The organism is Bacteroides graminisolvens DSM 19988 = JCM 15093 (assembly GCF_000428125.1).
Classification (GTDB): domain Bacteria; phylum Bacteroidota; class Bacteroidia; order Bacteroidales; family Bacteroidaceae; genus Bacteroides; species Bacteroides graminisolvens.
This window is the reverse complement of record NZ_ATZI01000024.1, coordinates 13,268-34,078: the sequence shown is the minus strand read 5'-3', so window position 1 is coordinate 34,078 and position 20,811 is coordinate 13,268. Positions and strand designations below refer to the sequence as shown.

The window sequence follows — 20,811 nt, the reverse complement described above, 5'->3', positions numbered from 1 at the left end:
CAGATTGCCTCCACTTCTTTGGTTGCTTTGCAATACAACATCCTTTCGGTTGTAAAGAGGTTTACAGCATACGAAACGATGGGCAAACTTTTTCAAGACATAACCAAAGACTCTTTGGAACTCTCGGTTACTGACAGAATATGGGGAGCCCTTCAGGAGATTGTTATAGCTATAGCGAACCTCTTCGGATTACTCGATGAGGAAATATACGATGCTATTATCAACAGATCTGAGGAGCTGGGCCATATATGCGATATTTACAAATTAAAACTGGCAAGTTGAACTTGCGAAACATGAATTAATAATTAGATAATAAAAAGTATCTGTACGTTTTTATGTGATGAGCAAAAGTAAAACTTTTATTCTAACAATCATGCAATTTGCGTCTTTTTTTCTTCTTGCGCCACCAAATTATGAATCCGGTTACAGGGAGTGAAGCAATGATGAGGCTTGCAAGAAATACTATAATTCTACCGGGGAGACCTAAAATGGAACCCGTATGTATGTCATAATTCATTCGGTATAATTTATCACCTGCGCTTGCCTCGGCCAGCTTGATGCCATACGTTCCTCCGGCTTTCAATTCTTTCAATGTATGTTGATCGAAGAAACGAAATTCACGAGCGTAATAACTGTGTTCGTGCGGATTAAAGCATACGGTAAAAGCATCTTGCGGTTTCTGCGGAAAATCAAAACGGAATGTACCGCGGTTGCCTACCGGATATTCTTTGAGCATCTGTTCCCACAGAATGGTTGAAGCATCGGTTCTGCCGCTAACCAACGTTGTGTCCGATTGTGCAGGTTCCCATTTTTGAAACTCCTTTCCGCCTGTTATTACTCCGTAGTAACCTTTGGCGAACCAACTGAAACTCCATGTTAGTCCAGTTAAAGCAATTAAGAGTGCCACGAGGGCGGTATAGAACCCTAGTACGTTGTGTAAATCGTAATTAACACGTGAGAAAGGAGCCTTCCACTTTATTTTAAGTCCGGCTTTCAGTGCTTTTTTGTTCATTTTGGCAGGAATCCACAAAGCAATGCCCGATAGGAGGACGAGCACAAATACCAGAACACTCCAACCAACTATCTGTTTGCCTATGGGGTGGGGGAGCCACAAACTGCGGTGCCCCGCCAACATTACGCGGAAAAAGTCGTTCTTAAATGCCTCTTTGTACAGTAACTCTCCGTTGTACGGATTAAGATAAAGCACGGTGTAGCCGTTGGGTTGCATGCTGCAAGCCACAGTTGCCGCTTTATCATAAGTAGCATACATTACTCCGAAGATAGCATTGCTGCTATCTGCCGGAGTAACGAATACATATCGCCCCGCTTTTTCTTTCAGTTCCTCGGGAGAAAGGAAGGCTTTACCGTTCGATTCTACTTTCAGGGAAGGACGCATCATATCTTTTATTTCATCTTGAAATGCATAGATGCAACCGGTAATTGCAACGATGAATATAACGATTCCGGATGGTAAGCCTAACCAAAGGTGAAGCTTTTTGAAGAGATTGCGGGTTGAATATTTTTTCATTGTATCTTGTTTATCAGAAGCTGTAAGACATACTTAATCTGAAATTACGGGGAGCCTCGGACTGCCAGTAATAATAGTTGCCGTAGGGAGAACCGCTGTATAAATAACGATCGAATACATTGTAAATGTTCAATGCCAGATTTAAATTATTTTTTCTCCATCCCAAAGCTGCATCGAAACGGAAGTAATCGGGCAACGATTGGGTGTTATTCAGTGTGCTTCCCCAATTCCATGAACTGCGATCCAATTGTGACGTTTGTCCGGCTGAAAGGCTGAATCCGTCGAGCATGCCTTGCGTGAACTTGTACTTCAACCAGATGTTGAAATTCTGCTTGGCGTAACCGGGTAGACGAGTGCCTACGGGCTGACTGGCATTGACCGACTTGCTCACTTTGTAATCGGTGTACGCATAGTTGGCAATAACGCTGAGGTTCCTCACGATTTCTCCTTGCACGTCGATTTCCACTCCTTTTGATTTGGATTGTCCCACCTGAATAAGATAAGATTCCTGAGGCGTGTTCTGAGGATCGCTTGAGGTTTCGTTATCTTTCAAAATCTGGTAAACGGTAAGACTGGTGCTCCAACGGTTGTTAAACCAGTTCCGTTTAATTCCGGCTTCCCAATTGTTGCCGGTAATGGGCTTCACCTTTTTGCCGCTTCGAAGCATTCCCATCTTAGGCGAGAACGTTTGATCGTAAAGAGCATAAACCGATGTGTTCTCATCTATTGAGAAGTTTAAGCCTACACGAGGAGAGAAATGTCTCTCTTTGGTTTGGGTGGTTCCGTAAGAACTGTCTTTTACGTACGTATATCTGCCGGCTAAAGTCAGAAGAAGACGGTCGTTGAAGAATCCCAGTACATCTTGCAAATAAAGACCCACATAAGATTGGGTTATCTGCGTGTTATTGGCCCTTTCTTTCAGACTCTTTGAACGGTCGAAAGAAGGGTAGCCGTAATAGGGGCTTCCACCGTTGTATTTGGTGTTGTAAATGTTGTAGGTACCAATGCTGTCGAGGGCAAATGATTTGCTCCAATCGTACCAGGCGTGTTTGTCGCCCGCATCAAATCCGGCAAGAACGGTGTGGCTGACTTGTCCGGTCTGCGCCTTTCCATTCAGGTATAGCTGACCGAACTTCATTTCGTTGATCGCATCGCCGATGCTTACGTTTCTGATCATGTCACCGTTGGCCGATAAAGAGCCGGGCCACATGGAACTTCCTTGTCTGTTGTAGTTGAAATACGCCGTTTGTGCCGTCAATTTCCAATCTTTGTTGAATTGGTGCTGAAGGTTCAAAATCAACGTATGGTCATTGACGGTTGTTGGTTCCAGTCCCGGTTCCAAGATAGAGTAATCTTGTGGGAGCGTGGCGTAGCCGTCGGGCGAGAAAGCGTAATAAGAGCCGATGTTTGACGACTGCATGTATTGGAAGTTATATTCTGCCGTGAGCTTTGTTTTCGGGTCGAGCTGGTAACTGATCACCGGCGCAATGCTGTATCTTTTAGCAAACTCATGAGCCCGGTGAGAGTTGGTGGTTTGTCCCATCGCATTGAAGCGGTAAAGCAAACGTCCTGTTTGATCCAATTTGCCATCGAGGTCAATCGCTGCCCGGTAGAAGTCGTAGCTGCCGTAAGTAAAAGTAGCTTCGCCTTTGGTTTGTCCGGTAGGTTTCTTTGTTACTACGTTGTAAATACCACTCGGTTCACCGTTTGACATCATGAAGCCGGCCGGACCCTTAATGAACTCCACACGTTCCACATAACTCATGTCCTCGGTCAACGGTCCCCACGAAGAAGTTACGTTCATGCCTTCGCGGAAAGCGGCTGCACGAGAGCCACGCATGTTGATGCGCGTATACGAGTCGCCCCAGTGTTCCAGTTTAGTAACCCCACTCACGTTGCGGGCAATACCGTCGCTCATGCTCACAATTTGCTGGTCGGCCATGATCTGGTTGCCCACCACCTGCACGTTCTGCGGAATTCTTAATAAAGGTTGCCCCAAACGAATGGAGTTCGATATATCGCGCGTGTTGTATTTGCTGGCATTGCCGGTTACAACAATTTCACTTAATTCTTGAGTAGTAGGTTCCAGAATAACACTATCCATTTCAACAACACCGTTGTCAGATGGAAGCACTACCTTTAATTCCTTGGTTTTATAGCTGACGGAAGATAATACCAGCGTATAATGTCCGTTTGTCAGTTTACGGAAGTTGAATCTTCCGCGGCTGTCGGTTGTTCCACCTGTGTTTGTACCTTTCAACTGAATGGTCACAAACTCCAGTCGTTCGCCTGATTTGCTGAAAACAACTCCTTTGATTTCTCCTGCAAATGTTGCAAAAAGATTACAGAACACCAATAAGATGCCCAAACTTAATTTTCTCATAAATAGCTCTTAGTTTACCTTAAAAATTATTAGGCAAAGTAAAGGCCTCTTGCTAAGTTATGAAATCACTTGCAATAGGTATTCTGTGCGCCATAATACTTATATATGGGGATTTTATTTCATTGAAATGCGCTTTTGAGGCTCGTTGTGCATTGAAAAAAGCCTTTTATCGGTTCGTTTGCTGAACCGGTAAAAGGCTTTTGTTTCCTTAAAAGGATAAAATGACGAGTTAATTTTAATTTACGGTAACTTCTTCCGTTATGTTAATCTCTTCGTTATTTAATTCCAGACTGTCTATGTTGAGCATCTCTATTGAGTCCGTATCGGCTCGATGATAAACACTGCGGCATTGGTACGACCTCTCTATTTTCTGTTTCGGTTGAGGGAATTTTTCCCTGTACCTGCTCATGCCGGGATCTTTGAGTACTTTCTCCATGAAGTAGCCGAATATGGGGAGAGCCGTGCGGCTTCCCTGACCCAATTCTCCGGTACGGAAATGGATGCTTCTGTGCTCGCCGCCTACCCAGGCACCGCCTACCAATTTAGGAGTGACGCCAACAAACCAGGCATCGGAGTGATTGGATGATGTTCCTGTCTTACCGCCAAATTCGGTGTTGGAGTTAAACAAATCAAAAGCCCAGAGAGCCTGAGAAGTTCCCATCGGTTCGGTGAGACCGGCCTTAAGCATCTCTGTCATGAGGAACGCTGTTTCGTATGGAACGCCTTGCACCGTTTGGGACGTATGTTTGTAGAGCACATGGCCGTTCCGGTCTTCAATGCGTGTAACCAGTACCGGATCTTGCTCCATACCGTCGTTAATAACTGTGCCGTACGCATTGACCAGTTCAAGCAGTGACACGTCGGATGCTCCCAAGCTCAGGGCAGGAGTCTCTTCGAGAGGAGTCTTGATTCCCATGGCTTTGGCTACCTCCGCCACACTGTGAATGCCAACTTCTTTGGCAATCTGCACGGCCACCGTATTGATGGAACGGGCAAAAGCTGCTTTCAGTGAGAGTGTGTCGCCGGTAAATTCACCGTTTGCATTTCGGGGAATCCACTTCTTCCATTCACCTTTCTCCAATACATCCCAGGCGATATACTGATCCACCCGCTCGTCGCACGGTGCCATTCCTTTATTCATGGCTGCTGCGTAGACAAATAGTTTGAACGTGGAGCCCGGCTGACGCTTTGATAGCACTTTATCATACTTCCAAGAACTGAAACTAATGTCGCCCACCCAAGCTTTTACGTGTCCGGTTTGCGGCTCCATGGCCACGAAACCGGCGTGCATAAAGCGTTCCATGTAACGAATGGAGTCCATTGTGCTGATTGTTGTGTCGCGGGTACCTTTATCATAGTCGAATACCTTCAGCCGATGAGGCTTGTTGAGGTAATAGGTGATGGAGTCGGGCTGATCGGGGAACTTTAATTCCAATTGTTTATAAGCCGCAGTGCGCTTTGCCAAGTCCTCAATGAAATGAGGAATCTCTTGTCCCGTTTTATCTCTCCACGGATTCTCGCGTCCCCAGTGGTTATTGAAGTTACGTTGCACCACACGCATCTGCTTGTCGACTGCCTCCTCGGCATATTTCTGCATACGTGTATCAATGGTGGTGTATATCTTCAATCCGTCGGCATATAAATCAATGTTATTTTCCTGACACCAGCTTTGCAGCGATTCGGCCACGGCTTCGCGAAAATACAGTCCTTCACCGTCGTAATTGCTTTCCACGTTGAAGTTAAGCTGCATGGGTATTTGCTTGAGCGAGTCAAACTGAGCTTTGGTTATTACACGGTGCGACCACAAATTCTCGAGCACCACGTTGCGCCTCTTCAAGCTGTTTTTTGGATTTAGCTTGGGGTTGTAAGTGGTGGTTGCTTTGAGGAGTCCCACAAGTGTAGCAGCTTGTTCGTATGTTATGTCTTTGGGTGTGGTGTGGAAATAGGTTTTACAGGCCGTTTTTATGCCGTAAGCATTGCTGCCGAAGTCGACCGTATTGAGATACATCGTCAGAATTTCCTCTTTGCTGTAAAACATTTCAATTTTCACGGCGGTGATCCACTCTTTCGACTTCATGATAATCAGTTTCACTCCGGGGATGAAGCCCAACGCTCCGGTAGAATATTGTGATCTTACCTTGAACATGTTTTTTACCAGCTGCTGGGTAATGGTGCTGGCGCCGCGGGCTTTACCGCCGGCCATGTCTTTAACGGCAGAGAAAACACCTTGCAAGTCGACTCCGAAATGCTCGTAAAAGCGTTCGTCTTCGGTCGAAATCAATGTTTTGATTAGTACGGGAGAGATCTCTTCGTATTTAACGGGTGAGCGGTTTTCGCGGAAGAATTTTCCGATGAGCTTACCGTCTTCGCTGTAAATCTCAGAAGCAATGGGTTGGTCGGGGTTGTGAATGCTCGACAATCCGGGCGATTTACCGAATAGCCAAAGGAAGTTTACATCGACCATCCCTAAATAGATGATGAACGAGGCGATAAAAGTCAGTACGACTATTAGCGTCTTTTTGTACCACGGCGACCGTTGGTAGAGATGTTTGTACCAATTCCATCCGGCTTTGCCTTTGCTAGTCAGATAATAGAAAGCGCTTTTCGCGCGTGAAACCCATTTATGGGTATCAAAGTTTCTCATCATGCGGCATATAATAAAACGGCTGCAAATGTACTCCAAATTTCGGAATATTGTCATCGCAAGGACTAAAATTCTGTGGTTGGTACGAATATTAAATGAACTGCGTACGCAAGCTAAGCCGATGTGCCCCACAGACTAACGCATTTGCTGCCGAAGTTTAGTTCGTCCCCGCACCCGGTTCCATTCGTCACAGCATGCGAGGCTATACGTCCCCGCATGCAGTGCCATTCGTCCCCGCATGCGGGGACGAACTGTTGATAAAGAAGAAACTACTTAGTAAGCGTGCTGTTTGCCCTTAGGTAATGGTAGTAGTAGCGTTGTTCAACGTGTTGAAACGGGTGAGTGTTTTTACTCGTGTGAGGTGGGTATCAAACAAAAAAGAGGGAATTCAATAAGAACTCCCTCTTTTTTATCTGTCTGACTTGACTGATTACTTCTTTTTACGGTCACCGTAGCGGCTCATGAACTTATCAACGCGTCCTGCTGTGTCAACCAATTTAGATTTACCAGTATAGAACGGGTGAGAAGTGCTTGAAATTTCAATTTTCACTACCGGATAAGTTTCTCCTTCAAATTCGATAGTTTCCTTTGTATTACAAGTAGATTGAGAAAGGAACATATCGCCATTTGACATATCTTTGAATACAACCGGACGGTATGATTCTGGATGAAGACCTTTTTTCATTTCAGTATCTTTTTTATTAATTATTATTTCGTTTACTATTCGGTAAAATAGTGTAATGGTCATTTTCAGAGCGCAAAGATAACACTTTTTATTTTAGTTCAAAAGTAAGTCTAAAAAAAATAGGATGAAAACACATACTATTACTATTTTTTGAGATATTTGTAGGCTCAATATAATGGCAAACTAAAATATAATACATATTATTTCATGAGAAAGTTATTCTTTTTATTACTGTTTCTGGTGCCCGGCTTAGCACAAAATGCCCACGCACAAAAGAAAGAGACACTTTACAGTGTAGCGTTTTATAATTTAGAGAACTTGTTCGACACCATTCACGATACGGGAAAGGACGATTATGAGTTTCTGCCCGATGGTGATATGAAGTGGACTCCAGAAAAATACCTGGCCAAGCAGAAAAACATGTCGACCGTGCTGAGCATGCTCTCGCGTGAGAAAGTACCTGCCGGCCCGGCATTCATCGGTGTGGCCGAGATTGAAAACCGACGTGTGCTCGAGGACTTGGTGAAACAACCGGCTTTGGCTGCCGATAACTACCAGATTGTGCATTATGAAGGTCCCGACAAGCGGGGCATTGATTGTGCACTACTTTATAACCCAAAGCAATTTGAAGTGATATCCAGCAAATTGGCTCCTTATGTGTACGTTGACGATACGGTACACAAAACACGTGGTTTCCTCATTGTAAACGGAAAACTGGCAGGAGATAATGTTTGTGTCATTGTAAACCACTGGCCTTCGCGCGGAGCTGATTCACCGGCACGTGTGCGCGCTGCTGAACAAGTAAAGGCGCTGAAGGACTCTTTGCTGGCCGGCAATAAGAATTTGAAATTGATTGTGATGGGCGATATGAATGATGACCCCATGGACGAAAGCATGGCAGTTACTTTGGGAGCCAAGAAGTTTGCCAATGAAGTGAAGGAGGGCGAATTCTTTAATCCGTGGTGGTCTACGCTCGAAGACAAAGGCGTTGGTACCTTGCTTTATCGCGGAAAATGGAACCTGTTCGACCAGATTGTCGTTTCTTCTTCTTTGCTTACAGCCACAAAAGGTTTGAAGTATGATCACAACGAAGTTTTTCTACGCGATTTTCTGATTCAACAAGATGGTAAATACAAAGGATCACCCCTGCGCACACACGGCGGAAAAACATGGTTAAACGGTTACAGCGACCATTTGCCCACCATCATTTATCTGAAAAAATAAATTAATATAATAATGTCTAAATAGGCCGGAGTGACTAAACAGTGTCTCCGGCCTGTTTGTTTATATACCGTACGCCGGGTAATAATGAAGCAACAGAGAAGGCGGATTGTAATATGGAGATTACAAATCATTCAATACAATGCTGCAAACCCTATAATTTTGCTGTTTATGACCTTTCATAGCAGACATTTGTTAGAAGTAAGCTCTGTTTTTAGAACTAAAATTGTTACTTTTGCGTAGTTTTTTTAATTCACTAACAATAAAAAAATAAAAAACATGATTAATTACAAAGATTTAGGCCTTGTAAACACCAGAGAGATGTTTGCCAAAGCTATTAAAGGCGGATATGCAATTCCTGCTTATAACTTTAATAATCTGGAGCAATTGCAGGCTATCATTCAGGCAGCTGTAGAAACAAAATCTCCTGTTATCCTTCAGGTTTCTAAAGGTGCACGTGCTTATGCAAACCAAACTTTGCTTCGTTTCATGGCCGAAGGTGCTGTTGAATATGCAAAAGAATTGGGCTGTGCAAAACCTGAGATTGTGTTGCATCTTGACCACGGTGACTCTTTCGAAACATGTAAATCATGTATCGACATGGGCTTCTCTTCTGTAATGATTGATGGTTCTCATCTTCCTTATGATGAAAATGTTGCTCTTACAAAGAAAGTCGTAGAATACGCTCATCAGTTCGATGTAACTGTTGAAGGCGAACTAGGTGTATTGGCTGGTGTTGAAGACGAAGTTTCTGCAGACCACCACACATATACAAAACCTGAAGAAGTAGTTGACTTTGTTACTAAAACCGGTTGCGACAGCTTGGCTATCTCTATCGGTACTTCTCACGGTGCTAACAAATTTACTCCCGATCAGTGTACTCGTGACGCTAACGGCCGTTTGGTTCCTCCTCCTTTGGCATTCGATGTTTTGGATGGCGTTATGAAGGAACTTCCCGGATTCCCTATCGTTCTTCACGGATCGTCTTCTGTTCCTGAAGAAGAAGTGGAAACTATCAACAAGTATGGTGGCGCATTGAAAGATGCAATCGGTATTCCTGAAGAGGAATTGCGTAAAGCTGCTGCTTCTGCTGTTTGCAAAATCAACATCGACTCTGACAGCCGCTTGGCAATGACTGCTGCTATTCGTAAGGTGTTTGCTGAAAAACCTGCTGAATTCGACCCACGTAAATACTTGGGACCGGCTCGTGATAACATGAAGAAGCTTTATATTCACAAAATTGTGAACGTACTTGGTTCTGCTGGTAAATTGGCAGAATAATCTTCCGATACCCGTAAACACTTTTAGATAATAAAAATCCCGATGGTCGTATGATCACCGGGATTTTTTTTTATTCTCTCTGCCAGGTTTGCTTTATAATTCAATAATGAGGGAACCTCTTGCTTCCAAGGTCAGCTTATCGGCAAGCTGCACCGTTTGGTTGCTGATAATCTCTTTGCCCTGAGTTTTTCCCTGAAGTATTTCCGCGTAAAAGTGCAGGGGCAGGTTTACTTCTTTGTTGGTACCGTTGAGCAATACCATCACCGTTTTGCCTTGATACATGCGGGCAAATACATACACGCCTTGTTGAGGCATGAACTGCACCATATCACCTTTGGCAATTACGTCGTTGCCTTTGCGCCATTGCAACAAGGTGCGGTAGAAGTTGAAGCATTCGTTTTGAATCTGGCTTCGGCCTGCGGAAGTAAAGGCGTTTTCCTTATCATCCATCCATCCGCCGGGGAAGTCTTTGCGAACGTAACCGTCACTCTTGTCTTTCACACCGTTCATCATAACTTCCGTGCCGTAATAGAGCTGGGGAATGCGACGGGTAGTGAGCAGAAGGGCTACGGCTTGCTTGAGGGTTTGCAGGTCTTGTCCCTCTCCCAGGTAACGGTTGGTGTCATGATTCTCATAGAAAGCAAGTACCATAGCCGGGTTAGGATACAAGAAATCGTATACAAAACTATTGTAAATGCGGTTTAAACCGGTAGAGTAGGGGTCGGTCTCTTCATACTTCATCGTATTTACTTTTTCGAAGAAGCTGAAGTCCATAACGGTCTTGAGGTTGCTGTTGCGCGGAGCGGACAACTTGGAATCTTTTTGCCACCAGGCTGTGTAGGCCGGCTCGGTAACCCATGTTTCGCCTACTACGTTATAATTGGGATATTCGTCGTTCAGCTCTTTCATCCAATTACTCATGGCATCGTAGTCGGCATACGGATAAGTGTCCATGCGGATGGCATCAATCCCGGCGTATTCAATCCACCAGAAACTGTTTTGCACCAAGTAACGATACACGTGCGGATTCTTTTGATTGAGATCGGGCATGGCCGTTACAAACCAGCCGTCGTTCATCTGATCGAAATCGTATTTGGAGGTATAGGGATCAACGTGCGGAGTCAGTTTGAACGATGTTTGAACAAAGTTTGTTTTATGGTCGGGATTGTTAAACCAATCTTTTGAAGGCATGTCTTTGATCCATACATGTTCCACACCGCAATGGTTGAATATCATGTCCATTACCATTTTGATGCCTTTGTCATGCGCTTTGGTAATCAGACTTTTGTATTCTTCGTTTGTTCCGAAACGTGGGTCTACCTTATAATAATCAGTAGTGGCATAGCCGTGATAAGAACCACCGGTCATATTGTTTTCCAGCACAGGCGTAAACCATAAAGCTGTGATACCCAAATCACTGAAATAATCGAGGTGTTTTTCCACTCCGGCTAAGTCGCCTCCGTGACGGGCGTTCGGGTCTTTGCGGTCAACCGTGTAAGGTGCCATTCCTTTTATCTGATCGTTATCGGGATTGCCGTTAGCAAAGCGGTCGGGCATCAGCAGGTACAAGGCATCCGAGGCATCGAACCCTTTGCGTTCGCAGGGTTTCTTCTCGCGTTCTTTGAGTTCATACGTTTGGATGATCTTCTTTTTACCTTGCGTAAAAGTCAGATTCACCTTGCCGGGTTTGGCTTCCTTGCTCACGTGGAGGTAAACAAGCAGGTAGTTGGGGCTTTCCAGTTTAACCACGCTACTAAGCGATACACCCGGATAACTGACTGTTACGTTGGCATTGCCAATACCTTCTCCGTAAACCATAAGCTGGAGTTCAGGGTTTTGCATACCGGTAAACCAGCACGGCGGGTCAATTTTGTTCACATTCATAGCTGCATAAGTACTAATGGATAGTATCAGAGAGCTCAATAAGAATAATAATCTTTTCATGATATTAGTAATTCTGTTATTAACACCTCTAAGATAGCATTTAATATTCAGATAGCTATTGCACTCAGTCTGTGTAACACTTATATATTTATGCAAACGTTTTCATTTCTTGTTTTAATTCACTGCTTTGTACTCTTTGTTGTTTATGATCATCTTTGAAGGCACTCCTTCTCTGAAAAACAGTTCTTTCCGGATGGCGTCCAAACGACGTTCGGCTACGTTATACAGAGAGGCACTGATTGTTCCTTCCGGATCTTCTTCTTTGGTTTGTTTTTCAGGACGGGTGGCCATAAACATTTCCAAATATTTTTTGGCTCTGCTCATATCTTCCAATGCGTCTTGGTCGATGCGGCCAATAGTAAATAATAGCTGGTGGTTGTTTTTATCGTATTTGTACTGTTCCAGTAGCGCTTGTATTTGCTCTTTGGGTTTTTGTGCCAGGTTATAACAGTCGGCCAGCCCTTGATATAGATTGGTATACGTTTCGTCACTCGGCGTGGTAAGGCGTATCGCCTTGTTCAGGCAGTATGCTTGGGCATTCTTTCTCATAAGGGTGTTTTTTGTAGTTTATGGTTGCAAGGTAGAAATAAATTGAAACAAGCACGATGTCTTATAATGCGATTTATTGTAGAATTTGTTTTTTAACTTTGTGAGACATTCGGTTGTGTTATAATAAAAAGCGCCTTCCCACAATAAATGGAAAAGCGCTTTTTTATGTACGGATAAAGTTGTCTGTTTCTTCAGACGCCTTTTATCTTAATTTAAATAAGGAAGCCCAAAAGTACACCGGCTGCAACGGCAGAACCGATAACTCCTGCGACGTTCGGTCCCATGGCATGCATCAACAAATAATTGGTAGGGTCATATTCCAAACCAACGGTTTGAGAGATACGTGCCGACATAGGTACGGCAGATACTCCGGCATTACCGATAAGCGGGTTGATCTTCTTACTTTGAGGCAAAATCAAGTTGAACAACTTAACAAATGTCACTCCGGAAGCTGTGGCAATAATAAATGCCATGAATCCAAGGAAGAAGATGTAAAGTGTGCTCGAAGTAAGGAATTCGCTTGCTTGTGTGGAAGCACCTACTGTTAGTCCTAATAACATAGTGATAGTATCAATCAGCGGTCCGCTGGCTGTATCAGCCAAACGACGTGTTACACCACTTTCTTTCAGTAAGTTACCAAAGAATAACATACCTAGCAAGGGTAATCCCGATGGTACAAGGAAGCAGGTTAGCAACAAACCGATAATAGGGAACATTACTTTCTCTGTGTGTGAAACCTGACGAGCCGGTTTCATGCGGATCAACCTCTCTTTTTTAGTTGTAAGCAAACGCATAACAGGAGGTTGTATTACCGGAACAAGTGCCATGTATGAATAGGCAGATACGGCAATAGCACCCATTAAGTTTGGCGACAATTTAGATGAAAGGAAGATTGCTGTAGGGCCATCTGCTCCACCGATGATTGCAATACCGGCTGCTTGATTAGGCTCAAATCCTAAAGCAAGAGCAACCATGTAGGCGCCAAAAATACCAAATTGAGCTGCGGCTCCAACAAGCATTAGTTTAGGATTGGAGATCAATGCTGAAAAGTCAGTCATAGCTCCGATACCTAAAAAGACAAGTGGAGGATACCATCCTGTTCTTACTCCCTGATAAAGGATATTCAAGACAGAACCTTCTTCATACAAGCCAACTTCCAATCCCGCATCTATTTTAAAAGGAATATTACCGATCAGAATACCAAAACCGATAGGTATGAGAAGCATAGGCTCAAAATCTTTCTTGATTGCAAGAAAGAGAAAGAACAATCCTACCAAGATCATAATGAAGTGCTCGTAACCCGCATTAGCGAATCCCGTATAACTCCAGAAGTCGGCAAAGTTGTTCGATATAAATGACATAAACTCTCCCATATGACTATTCGATTATGATAAGGTCTGTTCCTTCAAGTACAGAATCACCTTTGTTAACTTTCACTGCAGATACTACACCGTCTTTATCGGCATTGATATTGTTTTCCATCTTCATCGCTTCGAGAATAGCAATAAGTTGTCCTTTCTTAACCGTATCGCCTTCTTTCACTTTAATATCCAGAATAACGCCTGGTAGCGGAGACTTGATGCCGCTTTTACTTGAAGTGGCTGCCGGACGGGCAACTACAGGTGCGCCGGTTGAAGTTTTAGGAGCAGATGCCGGACGAGTAACAGGTTTGGGAGCTGCCTTAACCGGCTTGTCTATCTCAACTGTATAAGGAGTACCGTTAACCTCAACGCGGGCAATGTTCTCTTCGATATCATTCACCGTCACATTATAGAGGTTACCATTGATTTTATATTTATATTGTTTCATATTCGTTTTTCTTTAGGGTTTTAATTTAATTTTTGGGTGTCTGACGCAAAGTGTAAATCTTAGAACTCCATGGAGAGTAGTTGCGTTTTACTCTATTGATAGTCAAGATGGTATCTTCAATATCATGAACGTTGTCTTGATATTCATGGAGTGCTAAAGATATGGCAGCAAATATTTCACCCGATTCTGCACCGATAGCCTTTTCTTTGGCTTCTTTCTTATCGGTGATACCGCGTGTCTTCATTGCATTTCTTTTAGCCAGTTTAACACTGATTGCGCTAATCAGACGGAATGAAACGTATAACAATATAAGTCCGCCAAATACAATAGACATAGCAATGATAGCCATAGCAATACCTGCACTGTCGTGCTTGCGGAAGCCATCTATCTTTTCTTGCTTATCCTGAGTTTGATTATTGGTATTTGGGGTTACGTAATTATTGGCATCTCCACCTTTAAGAATCCAGTGGTGACTTCCGTCTGCTTCTCTTGCGTATGAGAAGTTGGCAGGAATATTGGCCGGCACTGTAACAGAGTCGATCAATGTTTTGCCGTTGGCATCATACAACGCAATCCAGTTTGAAGCAACAGAATCTAAAGCAAAATTTAAATGAAAAGTACCTCTGTTAGGTCTGTTGTCTGCCCAAAATAACAAATGTTGTCTGGGAGCAATTTCCGTCAGTACGTCACTCTTGGGGATAGTATACATCATACTAACCCTCTCCTCAATACTTAAGTTTGGATTAAGAACTCGCTTATCATTTGTAAGGTAGCAGCTTCTGATATCAACACTGGCAAAAGAAGAGTTGAAAATTTCAATCCACGCATTGCGCTGACCGTAGTCATCTTGGAAATTTTCAGTGTTCTTTGTCAGTACTTCGTTGATTTTCAGACTTTTTGCTCCTTGTCCGTAAGAGTTGAAGCAAACTGCTGCCAATAAAACGATAAGTATTCCTGTTTTTATTTTATTCATAACTTACTTCATTATATGATGTTACAATGGAATATTACCGTGCTTTTTGGCAGGATTGGTCAATTTCTTGGTCTGTAATTGCTGCAAAGCTCTAATAATACGGAAGCGGGTATTTCTTGGTTCGATAACATCGTCAATATAGCCATATTTGGCTGCATTGTACGGATTAGCAAACAGCTTGGTGTATTCAGCTTCTTTTTCAGCAACAAAAGCAACCGGATCTGCGGCTTCTTTAGCTTCTTTAGCATACAACACTTCTACAGCACCGGCACCTCCCATTACTGCGATTTCAGCAGTTGGCCATGCGTAGTTCATGTCGCCGCGAAGTTGCTTACAACTCATAACGATGTGAGAACCACCGTATGATTTACGCAAGGTAACAGTAACTTTAGGTACTGTTGCTTCACCGTAAGCATAAAGCAGTTTGGCTCCGTGAAGAATAACGCCGTTGTATTCTTGTCCGGTACCCGGAAGGAATCCAGGAACGTCAACCAATGTAACCAAAGGAATGTTGAATGCATCGCAGAAACGAACGAAACGAGCGGCTTTACGAGAAGCATTGCTGTCGAGCACACCTGCCAAGAATTTAGGCTGGTTAGCTACTACACCTACTGACTGTCCGTTGAAACGGGCAAAACCAATAATGATGTTTTTAGCATAATCTTTTTGAACTTCGAGGAATTCACCGTTGTCAACGATGGCACCTATTACTTCATACATATCGTATGGCTTGTTAGGGCTATCAGGAATGATGTCATTTAATGAGTCTTCCAAGCGATCAATAGGATCGGTGCAGTTTACGATGGGAGCTTCTTCCAGATTATTTTGAGGGATATAGCTCAATAGTTTACGGATGATGGATAAGCCTTCTTCACCATTGGCAGCAGTAAAGTGGGTAACTCCCGATTTGTTTGCATGCACGCTGGCACCACCAAGGTCTTCTTGTGATACATCTTCGCCGGTAACAGTCTTCACTACTTTCGGACCTGTTAGGAACATGTAAGAAGTTCCTTCTGTCATAAGTGTAAAGTCAGTTAATGCAGGAGAGTATACAGCACCGCCGGCACAAGGTCCGAAGATTCCTGATATTTGAGGAATAACTCCCGAAGCCATGATGTTACGTTGGAATATCTCTGCATATCCGGCTAATGCGTTGATACCTTCTTGAATACGAGCACCACCCGAGTCGTTGATTCCGATACAAGGTGCACCCATCTTCATGGCCATATCCATTACCTTGCATATTTTTTGTGCCATTGTTTCTGACAATGAACCACCGAATACGGTGAAGTCTTGTGCAAAAACGTATACTAATCTTCCTTCTATGGTTCCGTAGCCGGTTACTACTCCGTCACCTAGGAAATGTTTCTTTTCTTGTCCGAAGTTGGTACATCTGTGTTCAACAAACATATCCATTTCTTCAAAACTTCCTTCGTCAAGCAATTGGGCTATACGCTCACGAGCAGTATATTTCCCTTTTGCATGTTGTTTTTCAATAGCTTTTTCTCCACCACCTAAGCGGGCTTGAGCGCGAAGCTCAATAAGCTCCTTTACTTTTTCAAGCTGGTTACTCATGAATTTTATGTTTAAGCGTTAATATTTTGTTAATTCGATCAATGTTCGCAAAGTTCAGTAAGTACGCCACGCGTTGATTTCGGGTGAAGGAAAGCGATGCTCAATCCTTCTGCTCCTTTACGAGGTGCTTTGTCAATCAAACGGATTTCTTTGCTTTCTGCTTCTGCCAAAGCATTAGCAATTCCATCTTCAACAGCGTATGCTATGTGATGAATTCCTTCCCCTTTGTTTTCGATGAACTTAGCGATAGTGCTTTCTGGAGACGTTGGTTCCAGCAATTCAATCTTTGTTTCGCCAACTTTTAAAAAGGCAGTTTTAACTTTCTGATCTTCTACGGTTTCAATGTTATAACATTTAAAACCTAATACATTTTCGTAGTAAGGAAGAGCTTCCTCAATGCTTTTTACAGCAATGCCCAAATGCTCGATGTGTGAAATCTTCATAACTATAATTTTTTGATATTGAATTTAAATGTGTTTCGTTTGGATAAAAACTGCACAAAGAAACGGAATAATTGCATAATAAAGAAATATTTCTTCATTTTAGTGAGAAGTTTTAAGGGTTGGGAGCGAAGTTTTAAAAATAGTTATTTTTACTTCGAGGGCTAAACGTATATCTTGCACAGAACCTTATTCAGCCATTTCCACCTGACACGGAACCAGCGGCGACTACTACTCTGCTTGCCACCGAATTGGAGCACAAAATCGCGATATCCGTGCTTTCGGAAAGGCAAGCCTACATCCATAAACTCTAAGTGCCGGTATTTATTTTCATGTGCGTATTGCATGGCAGCCCATACGGATAAAACACCCGGATAAAGTGACGCGTAGGTTTTGCGCATCCCACCCGAAAACCACAGATAGGCTGTATCTTCCGAGAAAATGAGAACGGATCCTCCAATGATTTTGTCTTTGTACCTTACAACGAATATTTTCCCGATCTTTGCAGACAATAAAGTGCTGTCTATATGCTCGAAAAACTCAAATCCCGGGAAGTATCGACGAATGCGGGCGGAGTAGATGCGACGCATGACTTTGGTGAAAGCCTGAATTTCTGCTTTGTTTTGTGCTTCGTATACTTCTGCACCGTTCTTTAATCCTTTTTTAATTTGCCGGATACGTGAGGCTGTAAAGCGTTCATCAACAGATTTTACGCTATGCAGGGAGTTATGCACCCGTAGCCAATTGACAGGAAAGTAATGATTACTCCGAAAATGTTTATATCCGAAAAGAGAATTATTTAGATTCCTGAATTCAATAATAGAGGCTTCGCGAAATATTTCTTTAGTGAAGTGACTAAGCATTTCGCCAAAAAGTGTTTCTTTATCAATGGTATCATCTAAATATTCGCCTGTACCGTATACGTCACAGCGATTTAAAATTGAAAAAGGAATCAGACTGGTGTTTTTTCGAATGACAACTAATATTTTAGCTAAAGTTTTTTGTTCTTCAGTAGCTACTATATATATAGGTGTATAAGAAGGAGTTGCTTCGTATAAAAGAAACAGCTCTTTGGAGTGAAAGAAGTTATTCCCTGGCAAATCGGGAATATCACTACCTTTATAATATGTAGTAAGTTTTAATGCCATGTGGGGGCAAATATACATTTTTTAATAGAAACAAGACTACGATTGTACTGATCATTTTTTTGTATCTTTGTACCCGTGTTATCAAATAAAGGATTTATTCATGGAAAATTTTAGTGAATTGATAAAGTCTCGTCGCAGTATGCGCAAGTTTACCGAAGAAGAATTGTCTCAGGAAGAAGTAGTGGTTTTGTTGAAGGCTGCTTTGATGTCTCCATCATCCAAAAGAAGCAATCCATGGCAATTTATTGTCATAGACGATAAAAACGTGTTGAAAGAATTGTCTCATTGCAAAGAACACGGGGCATCTTTTTTGGGTGACGCTGCTTTGGCCATAGTAGTTACGGCCGATCCTTTGGCAAGTGATGTGTGGATTGAAGATGCTTCGATTGCTTCGTTGATGATTCAGCTCCAGGCAGAAGATATGGGCTTGGGCAGTTGTTGGATACAGATTCGCGAGCGATACACTGCTACAGGGATGCCTTCCGATGAATTTGTTCGTGCCGTGTTAGATATCCCTTTGCAGTTGCAGGTGTTATCAATTGTTGCAGTCGGTCATAAAGGGATGGAACGTAAACCTTTTGATGAAGAGCATCTGCAGTGGGAAAAAATTCACATCAATAAGTTTGGCGGTCACTAATCATTCCTCAAATGATAAATAGGATAAAGAACATATCAGTGGTTTTTATTGGTGCCGGGAATCTTGCTACAAATTTAGCAAAAACACTTTATAAAAAAGGTTTTAGTATTCAACAAGTGTATAGCCGTACGGAAGAATCTGCAAAGGCTTTAGCCGATTTGGTTGAATCGACTTTTACCACTTCATTAGAAGAGGTCACCAATAATGCTTCTTTGTATATCGTGTCTTTGACAGATGATGCGTTATTGCAATTGTTGCCCAATATAACAAAAGGGAAAGAAAATGCGTTGATTGTACATACGGCCGGTAGTATTTCCATAGATATATGGAATGGTTATGCGCAACGTTTTGGAGTGTTGTATCCCATGCAGACTTTCAGCAAAAAAAGAGAGACTTCCTTTCAGGATATACCTTTTTTTATTGAGTCTAACTCGCCCGAAGATACTGAGTTACTTAAGAAAATAGCGTCAATACTGTCGGATAAGGTGTATTACGCAACGTCACAACAACGGTGCTCTCTTCATTTGGCTGCTGTTTTTACTTGCAACTTCACCAATCACATGTATGCATTGGCAGCGGAGTTGCTTGAGAAAAATAATTTGCCTTTTGATGTGATGATTCCCCTTATTGATGAAACCGCTGCAAAAGTGCATTTACTACCTCCTTGCAATGCGCAGACCGGTCCGGCTGCTCGTAATGATGAGGAAGTCATGAGAAAACACTTGAAGATGTTATCTGATGATCCCGCTACTCAAAACATTTATAAGTTACTGAGTGATAGTATTATCTCAAAAAAGAAATAATATGAGTACGATAAATTATGATTTAAACCAAATAAAAGCGTTGGCTTTTGATGTAGATGGTGTGTTGAGCTCGGATGTGTTATCTCTTCACCCCACAGGAGAACCTATGCGTACTGTTAATGTAAAAGATGGATATGCATTGCAATTGGCTGTGAAATTAGGATTTCATGTAGCGATTATTACAGGTGGCAGAACAGAAGCGGTACGTAAACGTTTCGCCGGCTTGGGGATAGAAAATATTTATATGGGATCTTGTGTGAAAATTCATGATTATAGAGATTTTCGAGATAAACATGGATTAAAAGATGAGCAGATTTTATATATGGGAGATGATGTTCCGGATATTGAAGTGATGCGCGAATGTGGCTTGCCGTGCTGCCCTAGGGATGCTGCTGCTGAGGTTAAGCAGGTGGCTCTTTATATTTCTCATCAAGATGGTGGGTATGGTTGCGGTCGTGATGTGATTGAACAAATTTTAAAATCTCAGGGCAAGTGGATGAATGGCGATGCTTTTGGGTGGTAATTAAGCTGTAATAAATTAGATAGTCGTGTTAGAAGATTTAAAGAAATATTCAGTCGTCTTGGCTTCGAACTCACCTAGACGAAAAGAATTGCTAAGTGGTTTAGGGGTCAATTTTAGTGTAAAGACGCTTCCTGATGTAGATGAGTCGTTTCCCGATGCTTTAAAAGGTGAGGAAATACCTTTATTTATTGCTCGGAAAAAGGCAGATGCATATAAAGTGCTTTTTTCATCTGTAAATTCAAATGAAGTTGAAGAACCTTTGTTGGTTATAACAGCCGATACAATTGTTTGGCTAGAGGACGAGGTATTAGGTAAACCTGCCAATGCAACAGAGGCCAGAGCTATGCTTAGCAAGCTATCCGGAAAAAAACATCAGGTTATTACCGGAGTGTGCCTGACTACCGCTTCATGGCAAAAAAGTTTTGCAGCAGTTTCCGAGGTTCAGTTTTCATCTCTTACCGAGGAGGAAGTGGATTATTATATTCAGAATTACTGTCCTTATGACAAGGCAGGGGCTTATGGTGTGCAAGAATGGATTGGCTTTATTGGCGTTGAAAGTATACAAGGTAGTTATTTTAATGTAATGGGATTACCAATTCAACGGCTGTACAGGGAGTTAAAAACCATCAAATAAATAAAGTGAGCTGCTTTTAAGGGCAACTCACTTT

18 protein-coding genes and 1 pseudogene are annotated in these 20,811 nt (G+C 42.6%); 7 read left to right on the top strand and 12 right to left on the bottom strand.

Going from position 1 to position 20,811, the window contains the following annotated elements; genetic code table 11:
* Positions 1-282: pseudogene (locus C511_RS0112115) on the top strand (IS4-like element ISUnCu6 family transposase); the annotation flags it as partial.
* An 82-nt stretch (positions 283-364) separates the two neighbouring features.
* Here C511_RS0112115 and C511_RS0112110 read toward each other — a convergent pair.
* The 4 genes from C511_RS0112110 to C511_RS0112095 form a co-directional block, all read right to left on the bottom strand.
* Positions 365-1,528, bottom strand: a complete 1,164-nt coding sequence (locus C511_RS0112110) for a PepSY-associated TM helix domain-containing protein (protein ID WP_024997540.1) — start codon at positions 1,526-1,528, stop codon at positions 365-367.
* Positions 1,529-1,541: 13 nt separating this feature from the next.
* Complete coding sequence (locus tag C511_RS0112105; protein ID WP_027318200.1) at positions 1,542-3,911, bottom strand: TonB-dependent receptor; 2,370 nt, start codon at positions 3,909-3,911, stop codon at positions 1,542-1,544.
* A 235-nt stretch (positions 3,912-4,146) separates the two neighbouring features.
* Entirely contained in the window at positions 4,147-6,555 is a 2,409-nt protein-coding gene (locus C511_RS0112100) for a transglycosylase domain-containing protein (RefSeq protein ID WP_024997539.1), read from the bottom strand.
* 430 nt (positions 6,556-6,985) lie between these two features.
* Positions 6,986-7,240: a type B 50S ribosomal protein L31 gene (locus C511_RS0112095; RefSeq protein ID WP_024997538.1), complete on the bottom strand. Its 255-nt coding sequence runs from the start codon at positions 7,238-7,240 to the stop codon at positions 6,986-6,988.
* Between the two features lie 207 nt (positions 7,241-7,447).
* Here C511_RS0112095 and C511_RS0112090 point away from each other — a divergent pair, with 207 nt between their 5' ends.
* Together C511_RS0112090 and C511_RS0112085 are read left to right on the top strand one after the other, a co-directional pair.
* Positions 7,448-8,464 carry an endonuclease/exonuclease/phosphatase family protein gene (locus C511_RS0112090; protein ID WP_024997537.1) on the top strand — a complete coding sequence of 339 codons (1,017 nt, stop codon included), beginning with the start codon at positions 7,448-7,450 and terminating at the stop codon, positions 8,462-8,464.
* Between the two features lie 276 nt (positions 8,465-8,740).
* Positions 8,741-9,742 carry a class II fructose-bisphosphate aldolase gene (locus tag C511_RS0112085; RefSeq protein ID WP_024997536.1) on the top strand — a complete coding sequence of 334 codons (1,002 nt, stop codon included), beginning with the start codon at positions 8,741-8,743 and terminating at the stop codon, positions 9,740-9,742.
* Positions 9,743-9,835: 93 nt separating this feature from the next.
* Here the strand turns inward: C511_RS0112085 and C511_RS0112080 are convergent, their stop codons facing one another.
* The 8 genes from C511_RS0112080 to C511_RS0112045 all read right to left on the bottom strand — a co-directional run bounded on the left by C511_RS0112080 (position 9,836) and on the right by C511_RS0112045 (position 18,180).
* Complete coding sequence (locus C511_RS0112080; RefSeq protein WP_024997535.1) at positions 9,836-11,686, bottom strand: glycoside hydrolase family 13 protein; 1,851 nt, start codon at positions 11,684-11,686, stop codon at positions 9,836-9,838.
* Between the two features lie 114 nt (positions 11,687-11,800).
* Positions 11,801-12,235 carry a hypothetical protein gene (locus tag C511_RS0112075; protein WP_024997534.1) on the bottom strand — a complete coding sequence of 145 codons (435 nt, stop codon included), beginning with the start codon at positions 12,233-12,235 and terminating at the stop codon, positions 11,801-11,803.
* A 212-nt stretch (positions 12,236-12,447) separates the two neighbouring features.
* Positions 12,448-13,608, bottom strand: coding sequence for a sodium ion-translocating decarboxylase subunit beta (locus C511_RS0112070; RefSeq protein ID WP_024997533.1), 1,161 nt, complete (start codon positions 13,606-13,608; stop codon positions 12,448-12,450).
* A gap of 4 nt (positions 13,609-13,612) precedes the next feature.
* Positions 13,613-14,044 carry an acetyl-CoA carboxylase biotin carboxyl carrier protein gene (locus tag C511_RS0112065; protein ID WP_024997532.1) on the bottom strand — a complete coding sequence of 144 codons (432 nt, stop codon included), beginning with the start codon at positions 14,042-14,044 and terminating at the stop codon, positions 13,613-13,615.
* A gap of 25 nt (positions 14,045-14,069) precedes the next feature.
* Positions 14,070-15,017 (bottom strand): OadG family transporter subunit, encoded by a 948-nt coding sequence (locus C511_RS0112060; protein ID WP_024997531.1) that lies wholly within the window; start codon positions 15,015-15,017, stop codon positions 14,070-14,072.
* 21 nt (positions 15,018-15,038) lie between these two features.
* Positions 15,039-16,592: an acyl-CoA carboxylase subunit beta gene (locus C511_RS0112055; RefSeq protein ID WP_024997530.1), complete on the bottom strand. Its 1,554-nt coding sequence runs from the start codon at positions 16,590-16,592 to the stop codon at positions 15,039-15,041.
* A 38-nt stretch (positions 16,593-16,630) separates the two neighbouring features.
* Positions 16,631-17,035 carry a methylmalonyl-CoA epimerase gene (gene mce / locus C511_RS0112050; RefSeq protein WP_024997529.1) on the bottom strand — a complete coding sequence of 135 codons (405 nt, stop codon included), beginning with the start codon at positions 17,033-17,035 and terminating at the stop codon, positions 16,631-16,633.
* 161 nt (positions 17,036-17,196) lie between these two features.
* On the bottom strand, positions 17,197-18,180 hold the full coding sequence (locus tag C511_RS0112045) for a GNAT family N-acetyltransferase (RefSeq protein ID WP_024997528.1): 984 nt from the start codon (positions 18,178-18,180) through the stop codon (positions 17,197-17,199).
* 100 nt (positions 18,181-18,280) lie between these two features.
* On the opposite strand from C511_RS0112045, the gene C511_RS0112040 reads away from it, so the two are divergent.
* Genes C511_RS0112040 through C511_RS0112025 form a run of 4 tightly spaced genes read left to right on the top strand, consistent with a single transcriptional unit; the run spans position 18,281 to position 20,777 of the window.
* Entirely contained in the window at positions 18,281-18,817 is a 537-nt protein-coding gene (locus C511_RS0112040; protein ID WP_024997527.1) for a nitroreductase family protein, read from the top strand.
* 11 nt (positions 18,818-18,828) lie between these two features.
* Positions 18,829-19,620, top strand: coding sequence for a Rossmann-like and DUF2520 domain-containing protein (locus C511_RS0112035; RefSeq protein WP_027318199.1), 792 nt, complete (start codon positions 18,829-18,831; stop codon positions 19,618-19,620).
* A gap of 1 nt (position 19,621) precedes the next feature.
* Entirely contained in the window at positions 19,622-20,143 is a 522-nt protein-coding gene (locus C511_RS0112030; protein WP_024997526.1) for a KdsC family phosphatase, read from the top strand.
* A gap of 25 nt (positions 20,144-20,168) precedes the next feature.
* Entirely contained in the window at positions 20,169-20,777 is a 609-nt protein-coding gene (locus C511_RS0112025; RefSeq protein ID WP_024997525.1) for a Maf-like protein, read from the top strand.
* The last annotated feature ends 34 nt before the right edge of the window (positions 20,778-20,811 follow it).

Coding starts and splice junctions, on each gene's coding strand:
- C511_RS0112110 (WP_024997540.1), bottom strand. CDS start 1,528: ATGAAAAAATATTCAACCCGCAATCTCTTCAAAAAGCTTCACCTTTGG.
- C511_RS0112105 (WP_027318200.1), bottom strand. CDS start 3,911: ATGAGAAAATTAAGTTTGGGCATCTTATTGGTGTTCTGTAATCTTTTT.
- C511_RS0112100 (WP_024997539.1), bottom strand. CDS start 6,555: ATGAGAAACTTTGATACCCATAAATGGGTTTCACGCGCGAAAAGCGCT.
- C511_RS0112095 (WP_024997538.1), bottom strand. CDS start 7,240: ATGAAAAAAGGTCTTCATCCAGAATCATACCGTCCGGTTGTATTCAAA.
- C511_RS0112090 (WP_024997537.1), top strand. CDS start 7,448: ATGAGAAAGTTATTCTTTTTATTACTGTTTCTGGTGCCCGGCTTAGCA.
- C511_RS0112085 (WP_024997536.1), top strand. CDS start 8,741: ATGATTAATTACAAAGATTTAGGCCTTGTAAACACCAGAGAGATGTTT.
- C511_RS0112080 (WP_024997535.1), bottom strand. CDS start 11,686: ATGAAAAGATTATTATTCTTATTGAGCTCTCTGATACTATCCATTAGT.
- C511_RS0112075 (WP_024997534.1), bottom strand. CDS start 12,235: ATGAGAAAGAATGCCCAAGCATACTGCCTGAACAAGGCGATACGCCTT.
- C511_RS0112070 (WP_024997533.1), bottom strand. CDS start 13,608: ATGGGAGAGTTTATGTCATTTATATCGAACAACTTTGCCGACTTCTGG.
- C511_RS0112065 (WP_024997532.1), bottom strand. CDS start 14,044: ATGAAACAATATAAATATAAAATCAATGGTAACCTCTATAATGTGACG.
- C511_RS0112060 (WP_024997531.1), bottom strand. CDS start 15,017: ATGAATAAAATAAAAACAGGAATACTTATCGTTTTATTGGCAGCAGTT.
- C511_RS0112055 (WP_024997530.1), bottom strand. CDS start 16,592: ATGAGTAACCAGCTTGAAAAAGTAAAGGAGCTTATTGAGCTTCGCGCT.
- mce (WP_024997529.1), bottom strand. CDS start 17,035: ATGAAGATTTCACACATCGAGCATTTGGGCATTGCTGTAAAAAGCATT.
- C511_RS0112045 (WP_024997528.1), bottom strand. CDS start 18,180: ATGGCATTAAAACTTACTACATATTATAAAGGTAGTGATATTCCCGAT.
- C511_RS0112040 (WP_024997527.1), top strand. CDS start 18,281: ATGGAAAATTTTAGTGAATTGATAAAGTCTCGTCGCAGTATGCGCAAG.
- C511_RS0112035 (WP_027318199.1), top strand. CDS start 18,829: ATGATAAATAGGATAAAGAACATATCAGTGGTTTTTATTGGTGCCGGG.
- C511_RS0112030 (WP_024997526.1), top strand. CDS start 19,622: ATGAGTACGATAAATTATGATTTAAACCAAATAAAAGCGTTGGCTTTT.